This window comes from Methylobacterium sp. HMF5984 (genome assembly GCF_045033435.1).
In the GTDB taxonomy this organism is placed as follows: Bacteria; Pseudomonadota; Alphaproteobacteria; order Rhizobiales; family Beijerinckiaceae; genus Methylobacterium.
The window spans coordinates 540,324-555,604 of sequence record NZ_JBJFLN010000001.1; the positions used below are offsets into that span (position 1 = coordinate 540,324).

The 15,281-nt window shown below is 61.1% G+C and carries 13 protein-coding genes and 1 pseudogene; 11 read left to right on the forward strand and 3 right to left on the reverse strand.

Annotation, left to right across the window (positions count from 1 at the left end):
• Positions 1–188: 188 nt before the first annotated feature.
• A complete protein-coding gene (locus tag ACFZ8E_RS02550) occupies positions 189–1,043 on the reverse strand; it encodes a hypothetical protein (protein WP_405041905.1) in 855 nt (284 codons plus the stop codon).
• Positions 1,044–1,606: 563 nt separating this feature from the next.
• On the opposite strand from ACFZ8E_RS02550, the gene ACFZ8E_RS02555 reads away from it, so the two are divergent.
• The 6 genes and pseudogenes from ACFZ8E_RS02555 to ACFZ8E_RS02580 all read left to right on the forward strand — a co-directional run bounded on the left by ACFZ8E_RS02555 (position 1,607) and on the right by ACFZ8E_RS02580 (position 6,214).
• Entirely contained in the window at positions 1,607–1,966 is a 360-nt protein-coding gene (locus tag ACFZ8E_RS02555) for a hypothetical protein (RefSeq protein WP_405041906.1), read from the forward strand.
• A 12-nt stretch (positions 1,967–1,978) separates the two neighbouring features.
• On the forward strand, positions 1,979–2,989 hold the full coding sequence (locus ACFZ8E_RS02560; RefSeq protein ID WP_405044460.1) for a hypothetical protein: 1,011 nt from the start codon (positions 1,979–1,981) through the stop codon (positions 2,987–2,989).
• Positions 2,990–3,054: 65 nt separating this feature from the next.
• Positions 3,055–3,579 carry a hypothetical protein gene (locus tag ACFZ8E_RS02565; RefSeq protein WP_405041907.1) on the forward strand — a complete coding sequence of 175 codons (525 nt, stop codon included), beginning with the start codon at positions 3,055–3,057 and terminating at the stop codon, positions 3,577–3,579.
• Between the two features lie 76 nt (positions 3,580–3,655).
• On the forward strand, positions 3,656–4,117 hold the full coding sequence (locus ACFZ8E_RS02570; protein ID WP_405041908.1) for a hypothetical protein: 462 nt from the start codon (positions 3,656–3,658) through the stop codon (positions 4,115–4,117).
• An 89-nt stretch (positions 4,118–4,206) separates the two neighbouring features.
• Positions 4,207–5,024, forward strand: a pseudogene (locus tag ACFZ8E_RS02575) (IS3 family transposase); the annotation flags it as partial.
• Positions 5,025–5,114: 90 nt separating this feature from the next.
• Positions 5,115–6,214, forward strand: a protein-coding gene (locus tag ACFZ8E_RS02580) for an IS3 family transposase (protein WP_405041909.1) whose coding sequence is annotated in 2 segments (ribosomal slippage) — positions 5,115–5,367 and positions 5,367–6,214 — 1,101 coding nt in all. Because the reading frame shifts where the segments join, the coding sequence is not laid out codon by codon here.
• Positions 6,215–6,590: 376 nt separating this feature from the next.
• On the opposite strand, the gene ACFZ8E_RS02585 is transcribed toward ACFZ8E_RS02580, so the two are convergent.
• A complete protein-coding gene (locus ACFZ8E_RS02585; protein ID WP_405041910.1) occupies positions 6,591–7,883 on the reverse strand; it encodes a hypothetical protein in 1,293 nt (430 codons plus the stop codon).
• Positions 7,884–8,289: 406 nt separating this feature from the next.
• Here ACFZ8E_RS02585 and ACFZ8E_RS02590 point away from each other — a divergent pair, with 406 nt between their 5' ends.
• The 4 genes from ACFZ8E_RS02590 (at position 8,290) to ACFZ8E_RS02605 (ending at position 11,934) form a co-directional block, all read left to right on the forward strand.
• Positions 8,290–8,631 (forward strand): hypothetical protein, encoded by a 342-nt coding sequence (locus tag ACFZ8E_RS02590; protein WP_405041911.1) that lies wholly within the window; start codon positions 8,290–8,292, stop codon positions 8,629–8,631.
• Between the two features lie 541 nt (positions 8,632–9,172).
• Positions 9,173–10,369, forward strand: coding sequence for an MFS transporter (locus tag ACFZ8E_RS02595; RefSeq protein ID WP_405041912.1), 1,197 nt, complete (start codon positions 9,173–9,175; stop codon positions 10,367–10,369).
• 90 nt (positions 10,370–10,459) lie between these two features.
• Positions 10,460–11,125, forward strand: coding sequence for an O-methyltransferase (locus tag ACFZ8E_RS02600; RefSeq protein ID WP_405041913.1), 666 nt, complete (start codon positions 10,460–10,462; stop codon positions 11,123–11,125).
• 50 nt (positions 11,126–11,175) lie between these two features.
• On the forward strand, positions 11,176–11,934 hold the full coding sequence (locus ACFZ8E_RS02605) for an SDR family oxidoreductase (protein WP_405041914.1): 759 nt from the start codon (positions 11,176–11,178) through the stop codon (positions 11,932–11,934).
• Positions 11,935–12,190: 256 nt separating this feature from the next.
• Here ACFZ8E_RS02605 and ACFZ8E_RS02610 read toward each other — a convergent pair whose 3' ends face one another.
• Entirely contained in the window at positions 12,191–12,409 is a 219-nt protein-coding gene (locus tag ACFZ8E_RS02610) for a hypothetical protein (protein ID WP_405041915.1), read from the reverse strand.
• Positions 12,410–12,990: 581 nt separating this feature from the next.
• Here ACFZ8E_RS02610 and ACFZ8E_RS02615 point away from each other — a divergent pair.
• Positions 12,991–14,988: a S8 family serine peptidase gene (locus tag ACFZ8E_RS02615; RefSeq protein WP_405041916.1), complete on the forward strand. Its 1,998-nt coding sequence runs from the start codon at positions 12,991–12,993 to the stop codon at positions 14,986–14,988.
• Positions 14,989–15,281: the final 293 nt, after the last annotated feature.

The window sequence follows — 15,281 nt, forward strand, 5'->3', positions numbered from 1 at the left end:
TGCGATCGCAGACCAGCGCATGGACGAAACGGCATGATCGTCGACCAGCCGCCTCACATTTTTGTCCGAGCGCTGCCCAATTTAATCAGAAAAATGTCGGCAGCTCAAAGCGGATGAGCCAGCGCAATGCGATAGTGTCCCATGCGCTGTATTTTCGCGGCCTGACGAATTCCTTAGATTTGACTGTACTAGCGGACCGGAGATTTAGTTCGGGTTACCTTACCGTCAAAGCCACATGAAAATCCGTGATAGGGCATGCACCCCGATTCATTAAGGCTTACGCTACAATAGTCTTTCGAGAAGCTTGCGTCGATTTCGCAGGTGGTCACGGAGGTTTTCTTTGTGAACACGACCATGCCGTCAAAGCGGATTTTTCCGATGATGTCGATGCCACCGCTGCAGCCGTCGGTGCCGACACTGATCTCGGCCTTCACGCTGTCGCCGCGGCCCTGGGTGATGATCATGGTCATTAGCGCGGGGGTCTTCTGCTCGTAGGTGCCGAGCATCTTGGCGCGGGCGGCGGCGATCGCCGCACCTTCCGTGGCGATCCAGTTGATCGCGCTGGCATGCAGGGTGCTCGGCTTGGGCGCATCAGGGGTGTAGATGATTTCATCCAGCCGCCACGCTCCGCCCTCCTTGATCAGCCGGTAATGCTGCGTGTGGCGGCGCGGGCCGTCCTCGTTCTGAGAGACGAGCGTGGCAGCGATCGTTACCGCTGTGTCGGATTCTGAGACGATGCGAAAGTCCGAATAGGTCGAGAAGCTATCGCTCGGCCGGCCGGTAAAGGCATTGGCGTCGAAATTGTTCTCGCCGACGTCGCAGGAACGGATCCAGTCCCTGGCCAGAGCGGTGGAGATCAGGCGCTTCATCACCGGTGTGACGGTGGTGCGATTCAAAACGATGGTTTCACCGCCTTTGCGGTCGTAGGCCACGATCGCGCGCAGGACCGCCTCGGGCGTGTCCGAGGATGGTACGGCCAGTGCTGGCAGGCAGAGAGCACCGACGAAGAGCGTCACCAAGGCGAGAACGGAGTGTTTGAGCATCGGGTCGTACAAGTTTGTGAAGACCGGCCAGATGATGCCCTCGATCAGTGAAGATTTTCTTGAGCTGCTCGACGGTCTTATAAAAAGCTCTGAGTAATAGGGTTTTTCTCGTGCTGGGATACCGGGTGCGTTTGTGGGTGTTAGCGTCCGGACCCATAACGGTAGCGTAGATGGGCCAGAGGTGACTCACGGCTCCCGCGGGAGGGGCAGATGGACCATTTCTGGCTGACTGGCCAGCAGAGGGAGCGCAATGCCAAGCCAAAGACCGTACGCGCGTCAGTCTGAGCGCATCGAACCTACGGCGAGCCTGCTTTGCCCTGAACGAAACCAGAGATCGTCCTGCCATCGAGAGATGCGCGGGGCTTTCCGTTCCCGACATGACCGTCTTGAATGAGAACGGATCAAAATTTTCAATGCACAGGACCCCTTAACTGCGTCGCGGCGTTGGCCTTCGTCGTACCCGGATGGATCAAATTTTATCGGTTTTTCTGACGCCTTCACAGGTTGTGTCTGGCAGTTTTCCTTCCGCGCCGGTGAGAGAGACCAGGCAGGGGAATACGGACATGAAGAAGCTTCTTGCTGCGGCCACGGCCGCCCTCACGCTAACGGTTGCGGCAGCACCGTCGGCAGAAGCGCGCGGATTTCATGGCGGTGGCGGAGGCTTCCACGGCGGTGGCCGCGGCTCCGGCGTTTACCATGGTGGTCGCGGCTTCGGCGGCGGTCATGCATTCGGTGGCGGCTATCGCCATTTTGGCGGCTACCGCGGCGGCTACCGCCACTATGGCTACCGGGGCTACTACGGTCCGCGCTACGGCTATGGCTATGGCCCGGGTTACTATGGTGCTGACGCTGGCGCTCTCGCTGCTGGTGCCGCTCTCGGGCTCTTTGGTGCCGCGATCGCTGGCGCGGCCGCTGGTTACTGAGAAGCCCGGCAGATGACAATCTCACGAACCTTCCTGGTCGCGTCCGTGGCTGTTGTCGGCCTGAGCTCTGCATCCGCATCCAAGGCGGACGAAAAGATGTATCTGAGCCTGGGTAGCCGAACGCCGGCTGCCCGGATCATCGCCTCGAGCGGGCTCGGCACCGCCGATGCCCAGGCAACGGGCCGGGTCCGAGTCGAGGAGGCGCGCGAAGTCTGCGAGGGCTTCATCATCGGCTCACCTAGAAAAATCCGAGATTGTGCTCGCGGGCTGATGGCGGACCATGCAGGGCCAGTCCACGCCAGTGCCGACTGCATGGCCGGCGTCTTGAGGGACACGAGCGGCGATGTTCTTCGCTATGCCGGTGAATGGTCTAAGGAGGATGCGTACGGGTCAGAACGCTCGAAGTGGCGTGGCTCCGATGGAAAAGTGCTCGGCAATTTTATGGCGTCCGGCGCAGCGACCGCATCCGCTCAATGGGCCGCCCTCTGCGGCCCGAATGCCAAACCGGGCCATCCGACCTTCGCCGACGAGATGCGGGCGCGGGTAGCCCGTCGCTCGAATGGTACACCCCGAGAAGCCTTCAAGGACTTGATCAGCTTCGATCGTCTTGGCGGCTGGAACGCCCTGTTCGCTCCCGAATCAAACCCAGCCATGAAGCGGTTGCTCTCCGCAGAACTGGCCAAAAACTGGGTCCTTGCCACCAGTCACGGCGAGCCTGTCTTCGATGCGAGTCCGTTCACAGGCAAGCAAAACGACGGCTTCTCGACCTACTCCATCACGAAGATCTCCGAGGCGGACGATAGCACCAGCGCTCAAATCGAAGCTGTGTTGGATACCTCGCAAGCGGTCGGTATCCAACGTCACAAACAACTTTATATGTTTGTCAACGAGGATAATCGCTGGAAATTGAATGAGATCAACTACGACCTCGAACATGGTCCACGGTTCCTTCATAGCTACCTTCGCGATTATCTTCGCCGGGTTGCCGAGCAGCCCATAAAAAAGACGGCGCGATCGCGATAGATCCGTTCCTGTCGCAAATTACTGAGTCGATCGATCATCAGCTTTTGTACCGGTGGAGCATTCTCGTGCGCGTATGGGTCCTGCTGACAGCGATCTGTGGCGGTCTCATCGTCTCAGGCGGCACTATGGCGGCTGAGGTGACGTACTCGGACACGCACGGCTCGCATTGCCGTCAGCTCGTCGAACACAGCGAGCTCAGCACCTACACCTGCCGCTGCCCTAAAGGGCGAAGCTTGACCGTCTTTGATGCTGGCATGATCGGTGGCCTGACCCATGGATCGGGACCGGAGGCGCAGAAGTGGCAACCGGCGACCCGCATCACCGGCGATGGCATTGGCAAGAAGGTGGAATGGCGAAGTGTGGCTGGCGTTCCCTACGCCGCCATCCATCGGGTCCATACACCGCGCGGTTCGGTCTTGGTCATCACCCACCTGTCAGTGGCCGGTGGCTGCCATGTGGGTTATGTCGATGGCGCTCTTCCCGCTGCAAATGCCCGTGCGGCGGCGATCGCTGATGCTTCGCGGGACAGGTTCCGTTGCGGAACGGATAAAGCTGAGACCGTTGGGCGAAAGCTATACGACGCAGACTAATTCTACTATTTGAGACAAAATGGGATCAAATTGATATTGATGATTCCCAAAATTCATCTGTTTTCTGGAGAAAACCGTGAAACAGTGCGTATTGCTTTCCGCGGTGCTAGTGTTCCTCGCCCCTGTGTCAGCGATCGCAGATACACTGCAAGGGCCTGCAGCCAACATCGTGAAGACGTGGTTCACAACCGATCGTTCGTTGCAATGTTACGATCGTCAGGGAAATGACGCAGGTTGCGAATTCGGGCCCGACGCCAACGTGTTCGTCAAATATGCCCCCTCGGGCGACACGGCGGTGGCTTTCGCGACCTACGTCAACGATCCGACTGGGAACGCGGAGCAGTTCGCGGTCGCGATTTTCCGGAAGAATTCAAATGGTTGGCGGTTCGTGCGCAACGTGCAAGGGCCTTCCGGCAAATCGGCGTCCAACGTGACGTTCCGAGGCGACAATGTCGGGTTTGATACGGAAGTCTGGCGTAAGAACGATGGCCGTTGTTGCCCAACAGGCCGGAAACATTGGACCATTCCGCTCCGTTGAGCGTCGGCACTCATCGGGTGGGCTGACCTGACCGGCTGGCTTTGGACCGGGCTGATTGAGAGGATCAGCCAGGACCAAAGGAGTTGGACATGCGGCGAGGCCAGAAGACGAACGCGGAGCAGGTGGTTCTGAAGCTGCGCCAGATCGAGGTTCAAACGGCACAGGGCAAGTGTTTGGCCCTGGCCTGCAAGGAGGCCGAGATCTCCGAGCAGAGTTACTATCGCTGGCGCAAGGAGTACGGCGGCCTGCAGATTGATCAAGCCAGGAAGATGAAGGATCTGGAGCGGGAGAACGCGCGATTGCGCCGGCTCATGGCTGACTTGTCCCTGGAGAAGCAAGTGCTGGCGGATGTCGCCTCGGGAAACTTGTAGCCCCGGAGCGACGCCGGCAGGCAGTCGACGCGATCCAGGAGAAGTACGGCCTCTCGGAGCGCCACGCCTGCCGGATCGTCGGCCAGCACCGGGGCACGCAACGCTACGTGCCCACGATACCGGCTGACGAGGATGCGCTGACCCGCGCCATCATCGCCTTGGCGTCCGAGTACGGGCGCTACGGCTACCGCCGCGTCACCGCGCTGCTGCAGGCAGCGGGCTGGCAGGTGGGCAAGGACCGGGTTCAGCGGATCTGGCGTCGTGAGGGGCTCAAGGTTCCGCAAAAGCATCGGCCGCGAAGCCGGTTGTGGTTGAACGATGGCTCCTGCGTACGGCTGCGGCCTCTCAATCGCAATCACGTCTGGAGCTTCGATTTCGTCCAGGGCCAGACCCATGACGGTCGAAGCCTGCGCATCCTGACGCTGATCGACGAGTATAGTCGCGCCTGCCTGGCGCTGAAGGTGGCGCGGCGCATCAACAGCCTGGGCGTGATCGAGGCGCTGGCCGATGCGATGTGTCTGCATGGCATCCCAGAGTGACCCTGACCTGACGTCCCCCCATCGCTTTGGTCCGGCTTGAGTGCGAGTTTTCCGGTTTTGTGAGACCCTGACGGGAGGAGCGGAGCCGTGAAGAAGAGTAGGTTCACCGAAGAGCAGATCGCCTTTGCGCTGAAGCAGGCCGAGACTGGGACGCCGGTCGCGGAGGTACTGCGCCGGATGGGCATCTCCGAGCAGACATTCTACCGCTGGAAGAAGCTTTATGGCGGTTTGGGCACGGGCGAACTGCGGCGGCTGAAGCAGCTTGAGGAGGAGAACCGCAAGCTCAAGCAGCTCGTGGCCGATCTGAGCCTCGACAAGCACATCCTGCAGGACGTGCTTGCAAAAAAGCTCTGACGCCTGCTCGGCGACGCGACCTCGTGCACCAGGTTCAAGAGGCGCACGGGGTGAGTGAGCGGCGCAGCTGCGTCGCGCTCGGCGTCGGCCGGTCGAGCATCCGCTACCGCTCGACCAAACCCGATCAGGCACCGCTGCGGATGCGCATCTGCGATCTGGCCAAGAGCCGGGTGCGCTACGGCTACTACCGGATCTACATCCTGCTGCGCCGGGAAGGTTGGCGAGTGAACCATAAGAGGGTTCACCGTCTCTACCGGGACGAGGGGCTGAGCCTGCGGCTCAAGCGGCCGCGCCGGCACGTCAGCGGGGCACACCGGGAGCGTCAGCCTGCCGCGCTCCGGCCGAACGAGCGGTGGTCGATGGACTTCGTCTCCGACGCGTTGTTCGACGGCCGCCGGCTGAGGGCCCTGACGGTCGTCGATGCATTCACGCGCGAGGCTCTGGCGATCGAGGTCGACCAAGGCATCAAAGGCGAGCAGGTCGTGGCTGTCGTCGGACGCTTGGCACTGCTGCGCGGAGCACCGAGCGCGATTCAGGTCGATAACGGGCCTGAGTTCGTCTCGAAAGCACTCGACCGCTGGGCCTACGAGAACGGTGTCACGTTGGACTTCTCGCGCCCTGGCAAGCCGACCGACAATGCCCTGGTCGAGTCGTTCAACGGCCGCCTGCGCGACGAGTGCCTGAACGCGAACTGGTTCTTGTCGTTGGCCGACGCCAGGAGCAAGATCGAGACGTGGCGGCGGCAGTACAACGAGAGCCGACCTCACACCGCCCTGGGGTGGCGAACGCCCCAGGAATTTGCCTTGGCGGCGGCCCTGCAGGCCGCCGAATGAGACCCGGAAGCTCACCTTTCGGACGGACCAAGATCCGGGGGACCCTCATGAGACCCGGAAGCTCACCTTTCGGACGGACCAAGATCCGGGGGACCCTCAAGCCGACGATGCACTAACTTCGAACTTGGGCCACAGGATAGGGGCAGGCCAATTGATAGAGCCGCTTCACCACCAAACGCGGCACCCTCACCGCTGACTCACGGCAGCTTGGACGCGCGCTACGCTGCCGGCCTTACAGCTCCATACGATCACCTTCCCGTCAGCAGACAAGTAATGACATATGTTGGCTTTTTGGATACCCTCAAAGCTATCAGCGCTACGAAGCCTGTAAGCTCGCGTAGCGCTGGTGCCGCGTAACATTTGCGTGGTGGAGAGCTTAGAGCTTCGGTCCGCTATCGGCGTTGGCGACCGCCGATAGCGGAGATCTCGTCAACTGAACGATGAGGACGTAAATATCCTTCTCAGGATTAAGTAAATACGCTTCAATCGGCCAGTTCCTCTTCTGATCAGTGTACTTCGTTGCACCAAATTTATCTGTAGCCTGAAAAGACCTGCCCCATACAAATTGTTTACCTCTATAATTCGATCCCTCCATACGCCCGCTGATCGAAGCAACGGTCTCAAAACTATCTACGTAGTTCCCGTATTTCCGTACAAGGGCATCTGTAACAGATGATTCCGTAACGCCGACAAGCGTTTGGACGCCGATAATCGTAGTGACTTTGCGAGGAGAAGCCGATGTTTCACGCTGCAGGATAACAGTTCCGCAATTCCGCTCAGCATCAAGCTCAGCTTGACACTTAAGATTGGTTCCCATTACTTGTGGAGAGCTACCCATCCACATTCTATTTTCAATGTCGACGCCCTTTATTTGAGCAAATTGGTGATTCAAACGGTCTAGGCTGTCGAAGCTTTTAGAGCTGTACGATCCATAATTCGACTTAACCCATGCGAGATATTTCGACTCATCATCACCAATTTTAAGCCCACGAAATTCCATTTTATCTGCGGGAACATCTTCATGCGCCGCATTGGCGGCCGACAACAGTGGGCGAAGAGCCTCATTGCTTTTCATCGCCGCAATGGCATTACCGTTTCTTGGATCGAGAATGCGAACCTCGCGTACCTGCATCCGAAGTCGGTTCTCACCAACTGCATCGTTTGCGAAAGGCCGAGCCTGTAGCTCGTAGACAACAGATCTGCTATTACGAAGATCGGCCAGAGTTTTTCTGGCCGCCGTTGATTCGATCTTCCAAGTCGAAAACTCTTTGTAATTTTCGAATGATACTGTGTACGGCGCGCGACTATAAAAGTTTAACCCTATGTTCGGCTGGAATAGGTCTAACGGGAAACCACCGTTCGCCGAATCGTACTCATTGAAAGAGCCGCTAACTCGCAAGGTGACAGTATCAACGTCACGCATGGACTCATACTCCCGCCGTAGACGCTGAGTTTGCTCACCAAGCACGGAGCTACGATCAAACTCAGAAGCTTGACGAAACTGCTGACTATCACGTGCTAAAGCATCAAAATCGGGTGGCTGAGCACCAATAGAACGATATAGGAGCTCGATTTGGTATGGACTGGGCGAAGTAAGTGCCCGAGATGAAGCGCTGGATGAAAGCAGAAGAAGGGCAACGCCGGCTTGGCTGAACAGCTTCATGATCATTGACAAACTCAGCGGAAAATTGGCTATGTGACGGATGTATCTGGCCCTCGCAAACTTAATGACCCGGCCAACTTTCTTGGTTGCCAATATTTTAAAATCAAAAATTATGGTTTCTGACTAAAAAACTCTAATCATCTGTCGTTTGGTAGAGGAACGCACCTAAGTCAATCAGTTAATGGACCAGAGATGCTGGTGCAGCTTTTCCTTGCTGCTTTCCTTTTTGCGTCTAATTTTCAGATGTCTTGCAGTCCGCAGCGGTATCCCAGGCACGCAAATGCAGCGCAACGCACAATCGCCCCGGGTAAGACGTCCCAAATTCTAGTGATTTTGAAAACGTGATCTCAGGTTGCCTCTGCCATCTTCCTCGTCAGCACCAAAACCGTAGATCGGTCAGGGGATTGCAGAGATGAAGAAGTTTTTCGTCACCGCCACGGCTGCCCTCACGCCGTCCCTTGCAGCAGCTCCAGTCGCCGAGGCGCGCGGCTTCCACGGTGGTGATGGTGGTGGCTTCCACGGCGGTGGACGTGGTTTCGGCGGCTTCCATGGTGGGCGTGGCTTCGGCGGTGGTTACCGCCACTTCGCGGGATACCGGGGCTTTTATCGCCACTACGGCTACCGGGGCTACTACGGTCCCCGCTATGGCTACTATGCTCCGGGTTACTACGGAGCCGACGCCGGCGCGCTTGCCGCAGGTGCAGCCCTCGGCCTGTTCGGGGCTGCCATCGCCGGCGCGGCCGCAGGCTACTGAGACCAGCGCCCATGACGATCTCGAGAGGCTTACTGGCAGCGGCCACCGCGATGGTCGCCATGGGCGTGCCCTTTTCGGCCAAGGCCGAAGAGAGGATGTTTTTAAGTCTGGGCAGTCCCGCTACCACGCCCCGCCTTCTGGCTGAGTGCCCGAACGGCGCGTTCCGCCTTAGGTCCGCTTTTGGGCATCGTGTTGGTGCACCTGATCGGCTGGGTTGGGTCGCTATTAGAAGGGCGGCTTTGGGTGGATTGTTGCTCGTCTGCTCTTGGGTACGTTCCCAATAAAGCGGACCGTGCACGAATGGTGGAACGTGAACCGCGGCGATCTAGCCTCTCACAAGCAGCGCGCCCACTCGTTCGATTAAATTACAGCATCCGTTGATACGCTGCAGCTAAGGTGTTGACGGGGTAGGGTCGGCGTGCCAGATTTTGCGGCGCTGCGTCACCCTCGGTGCGCTGCCGTAGGCGTTACCGTCATCCAACGCGTCCTTCCGCCGAGCGGATCCCAGCAGGGAAAGCCTCGGCCCGTAAGGCGCACCGGTATGACTGCATCCCCACACCCCCATTCTGTTTGTTCTTCCGAGATCGGCACCCTTCCGGCGCTGGCGCCGGTTGTCGCGGCCGTCTTCCTTGGCTTCCTCGCGGTCGGCGTGCCCCTCGCGGCCATCCCGATCGCGGTCGGCGAACGCCTGGGCTACGGCGCCGCGACCGTCGGCGCGGTCATCGGCCTTCAGTCGCTGGCGACCCTGCTGACCAGGCACCAGTCCGGCACGCTCAGCGATCGTCGCGGCGCGCGCAACGCCGTTCTCCTCGGCTGCCCCGTCGCGGCGGGGTCTGGGCTGCTCTACACCGCCGCGGGCCTCCTCCCCCTCGCACCGAGCGGCGTCCTCGCGCTCCTCGGCCTCGGCCGCTTGCTGATGGGCCTGGGCGAGAGCCTGTTCCTCACCGGACTGATGAGCTGGGGCATCTCGCGCGTCGGCGCGGCGCGCACCGGCAAGGTCATGTCCTGGGTTGGAATCGCGATCTACGCCGCTCTTGGGCTCGGCGCCCCCCTCGGGCTGGCCCTGCAGTCGGCCGGTGGCATGGTCGGCGTCGGCGCGGTGGCAGCGCTCGCCCCGCTCGTCGCCTACGCCATCGCGCTCCGCCTTCCCCCGGTGCCGGCGACCGGGGGCCAGCGCGTGCCGTTCCACCACGTGCTCGGCCTGATCTGGCGTCCGGGCCTCGTGCTGGCGCTGGCCACCGTCCCCTTCGCCACCATGGCGGCGTTCCTCGTGCTGGCCTACGCCGCGCACGGCTGGGTGCAGGCTGGCACGGCGCTCTTCGGATTCGGCGCGGCCTACGTGCTCGTACGTCTCGTGGCCTCGGGTCTGCCCGACCGCTTGGGCGCGGTCCGGGTGGCTGCTGGTTCGCTGACGTTCGAGGCACTGGGTCAGGCGCTGATCTGGTCTGCACCGGCGCCGGACGTCGCGGCCCTTGGTGCCACGCTGACCGGGCTCGGGTTCTCTCTTGTGTTCCCCGCCATGGGGGTGCTGGCGACGCGCGCCGTGCCGCCCGAGCAGCGCGGACGCGCGGTAGGCAACTTCATCGCCTTCGCCGACATTGCGCTCGCCGTGACCGGCCCCATGGTCGGCTTGGCCACGGCGTGGTTCGGGGTGTCAGCCGCGTTCCTCGTCGGCGCCCTCGCGACTGTGCTGGCCCTCGGCCTTTTGCCCGCGCTCGGGCGGGCCGGCGCGCGCTGACGCGCGTCCTTCCCCTGCCGTCTCCCCTTGCCGCGACCGCCGGTGCGCGGGACCGCGCACGACCTCACCCATCACTGAGAGCTTCGAACCATGTCCACCCTGACCTCGCTCCCCGTCACCACGCTCCTCGACCGCCTGTACGCGGAGGCGGAGACCTCCTGGACGGGCTACGACGCCGTGCTCGGCGGCTTGTCCGAGGATGAGCAGGACCGGCTAATGCGCAGCCGGACGGAGTATCGCGACCTCTACGAACGCCTTCAGGGGATGCCCTTGGCCGTCTCTCGCGAGACGGGCCGGCTCCTCTACATGCTGTCCCGTGGGGCGCGCGCGCGCACCATCGTCGAGTTCGGCACCTCGTTCGGGCTCTCGACGATCCACCTCGCCGCGGCGCTGCGGGACAACGGGGGTGGTCGCCTCATCACCTGCGAGTTCGAGCCGACCAAGGTCGACCGGGCGCGAGAGCATCTGAAGGCCGCCGGCCTCATCGACCTCGTGGAGTTCCGCGAGGGCGAGGCGCTGCAGACCCTGTCCGTCGATCTCCCCGAGACGATCGACCTCGTGCTGCTCGACGGCGCTAAGGCGCTCTACGCGGACGTGCTGGGCCTCTTGGAGCGCCGCTTGCGCGCCAGCGCGTTCGTGGTCGCCGACAACGCCGACGCCTGCCCCGACTACGTCGCCCGCGTCCGCCACCCGGGGCGGGGCTACCTCTCTGTGCCGTTCACCGACGACGTCGAAGTGTCCATGCGCGTGGGCTGAGCCTCGCGGTCGCTCATCCTCCATCCCCTCATCAACGAGAGCCCGATCCCATGAAGATGTCCGGCAACACCATTCTGATCACCGGCGGGACGAGCGGCATCGGCCGCGCGCTCGCCGAGGCGTTCCACGACCGGGGCAATACGGTCATCGTCACCGGCCGCCGTCAGGCACTGCTTGACGCGATCACGACGGAGCGCCCAGGCCTCGTTGGCCTGCCGCTCGACCTCGACGATCCTGCCTCTTACGCGCGTCTGGCGGAGAGCGTCCGAGCGCGCTTCCCCGCGCTGAACGTACTGATCGCCAACGCTGGCGTGTCGCGCACCGAGGACCTGACGGCGGACGCATGGGACGCCGCAGCCGCGCAGGCGATCCTCGACACCAACGTCTCGGGCGTGCTGCGCACCGCGGCGGCGCTGCTCCCCATCCTCAAGCGCAACGCGGACGCGACGTTCATGGCGACGAGTTCGGCGCTCGCCTTGGTGCCGCGCGCCGACTTCCCCACCTACTGCGCGAGCAAGGCCTTCTTGCACTCCTGGCTGATCTCGCTGCGCCATCAGCTCCGCGACTTCCCGGTCGAGGTGCTCGAACTTTCGCCGCCCTACGTCCAAACGGAACTCACGGGGGCACAGCAGGCCGCCGATCCGCGGGCGATGCCGCTCGGTGCCTACGTGGCCGAGGTGATGCAGCTCCTGGAGCGGGGGGATCACCCGCGGGGCGAGATCCTACTTGAGCGCGATCAGCCGCGCCGCTGGGCCGAGCGGGACGGAACCTTCGACGTGCTGTTCGCTGCGATGAACCCAACTGCATAGCCGCCTTGGCGGCGTTCACTTGCGATTGCCCTCCCGAATATGACGAGGCCGGCAACCAAACGACTGCTTCCAAGCGTGTTGCGGACGACCTCGAACGACGAGGTTGGGTCGCTAACGGACTGGCCGCTTGGGGTGGAGTTCTGCCGGTCCGTTCCTGGGCCATAATGCGTAGAGGCGGACGTCCTCCCAAGCGGGCACATCCACTGCTTCGTGTCAGCAGCCGGGCCTCGCCCTGGCAGGCCTCCCGTCGTTCAGACTAGCTCACGATCATCGGGAGGCGAACCTCGTGGTCGCACATGCCCGGTCCCGATCCGGTGACCTCCAAGACGCCCGCCTCGCCGAGCGCGAGGACACGGGCGAACTTGAACTTCGTCGCCGGTGCCCGCCCTGTTGGGTCCGCTGCAAAATTTAGGGGGTTGAGTGCGCGCCCGATCAGCGTGATGAGCAGCTTCTGTTTCCGCGTGGCTTGTGCCATCAGAACGGCGTCGAGCCATCTCCACACCTGCGCTTTGAACTAGATTCGACACGCGGACCAATCAAGAGAGACCTTGTTTTGTCCACGCGCAAAGCAGTGCACGGCGCTTTGAGATAACTACCTGCTGCTCCCACAAAGGCATGAGGGCTATTTGCCTCAACCCATACCGGCCCACTCCTCCTTTGGGTCAAGAATCTCCCATCCTCAAAAAATATGAAGTCATTTTTGCAAACGTTTGCCTCCACAATCTTGGCTGATACAAAACGTAACATGCAGGTCGCTTTTTGGGATGGTATACGCTCCGCATCACGCTCAAATCCACGATCATTGTAGAAAGAAAAGCGATGGCGGCAGGTGCAACCAATCAGGGCTCAGTTGTCAGCCAAGGCGATCATGCGATGGGCACTGATGCCGCACGAGCGACATATGGCTATGATGGAACAGGCATTACGATCGGTATCCTGTCATCAAGCTTCAACACTCTCGGAGGGGAGGATGCGGACGTAGCGAGCGGTGACCTTCCTCGCGATACACGGATACTGCCAGGACAGGACGGTCAGGGCGATGACGAGGGTCGAGCCATGGCTCAGGTCGTCCATGATATTGCCCCCGGAGCGAGCATCCTGTTCGCCACCGCTAAAGGTGGCCTGCAGGCCTTCGCCGACAACATCGTGAGGCTGGCAGAGGCCGGCGCCAAAGTCATCGTCGACGACTTTTTTTACGCTAACGAGACGAGCTATCAAAACAGCGTCGTCACGCAAGCCATTGATCATGTCGTGAAGCAGATGGGCGTGACCTATGTGACGTCAGCAGGCAATAACGGCAACAAGGGCTACGAATCGCCTTTCATTGCTGCGACGGCGTCCGTTTCGATCGCGGGTCAGACGGAAACTTGGCATCAGTTCGCTTCAGGACAGAACTATTTACCTATCACCGTGGGCGGATCAGATGGCACGAAGACGTCGGCGACGTTCAGCCTGCAGTGGGATAGTCCCTCCGCGTCTGTGAGCCCCGACCATGGCGCGACCGCCGACCTCGATGCCTTCGTTTTCGACAGTTCCGACAAGCTGTACAGATCCTTCACGGAAATGGGATCGGTCGGCGGCAACGCGTTCCAGACTTTCTCTCTTCCGATCGCGTCGACGACAGCCACCTACTATGTCCGGATCGGCCTCCACGCCGGATCGGCGCCCGACGATTTTCGTCTGATTGACGAGAGCAACGGCGCCCAGGTCACCCTAGGTGACGTTCCGACCAACACCAGTCACGCGACCAGCAACGGCCACCATGCGGCCCCCGCCGCGATCAGCGTGGGCGAGGCTATCTACGAACATACGCCCGCTTACGGGACGAACCCGCCAAGGCTGGATCCCGGCTCCGCCCTTGGGCCGTCCACCATCACCTACGATACGGATGGCAATCCCCTCCCGACCCTCATCCATCCCAATGCCCCGACCCTGGTCGGCCCAGACGGCATCGACACGACCTTCTTCGGAAACGGGGATCAGGATCAGACCGGTCATCCCAATTTCTTCGGCACATCCGCAGCGGCCCCGCATGTCGCGGGACTTGCCGCCCTCATGCTGGAGGCCAACTCCATGCTAACCAGCGAGGACATCCGCGCTCTGTTGCAGGATGGTGCCATCGACATGAACAACCCCTACACGCCGGGTTTCGATAAGGGATTCGATGCTGCGAGCGGAGCGGGCTTTGTTCAGGGGAGCTCTCTCGGCTTTGCCTCGACCGGAACCATCACGAATGATCAGCACAAAGTGACGCTGTTCGGGACGCACCTCGCCGATACGTTCGTTGGCGGGAACGGTGCGCAGACGTTCCACGGTCAAGGGGGCACCGATACCTACGCAGGCAAGGCAGCCGACCTTAATGGCGATACGATCGCCGACTTTATCAACGCCGACACGATCCATGTTACCGATGCGAGCGCGCAGGTTTACGACTTACGCGTCGCGGACGGGCACTTGTCGTTCGCCCTGTCGATGGACGGGACGCAGGTCACGACAATCGCCCTCGGCGGCAACGCCTTCTCGGGATCCGTCCACCAACATGCGGATGCGCGGGACGGGGTGGATATCACCGTTTCGAGCGACCCGACCGTTTCCGACGTATTTCGTTTCTACGACCCGACAACGGGCGATCACTTCTTCACTGCAAGTCCGGTCGAGGCGACTGCGGTCATGCGCAACCTGCCCGAGTACACGGTCGAAGGTGCGCCTTGGGCCGCACCCGAAAAAGGAGCCGACACCATCGATGTGTTCCGCTTTTACGATACATCCTCAGGGACGCATTTCCTGACGACCGATGTCGCAGAACGAGATGCAGTGCTCTCGAGCCTACCCAGCTACCATTACGAGGGCGTTGCCTTCGAGGCCTACGCCCATGCTGGAGCAACTGACACCTTCGCCCTGGAGCGCTTCTACAACGACGATACGCATGCTCACATGTATGCCGCGACGGATGAAGCCGCTTCCATCCGTACGGGCGAAGCGGGTCATGGCTGGCAGGATGAGGGCGGGGCCTTTATCGTTCACGCACCGAACCATGATGTTTTTGGAGTATAGCTACGAGCAGGATGATCGGTATTGCCAAGAATACTTTATTTGCTCGCGCTCATATGACCAATCCAGAAACTGGCTTTCGTTTTCGAGTGGCAATTAGGCCGGTTTGCCAGAGGGCTGGGGCGTCCATGCCACGCTAGCCCTATTCCTGAGTGGCAGATGGCATGAGGGCGCACTGTCTAGCAAAGCACTCGACAAGGTCGTTCACACCCTGGCCAGCGAAGGCCGAGCACGACCGTATAGGGATCGCGAGCGGCTCCCGACGATCGGCGTGTAGTGCCCGCTTGCGCCTGGCC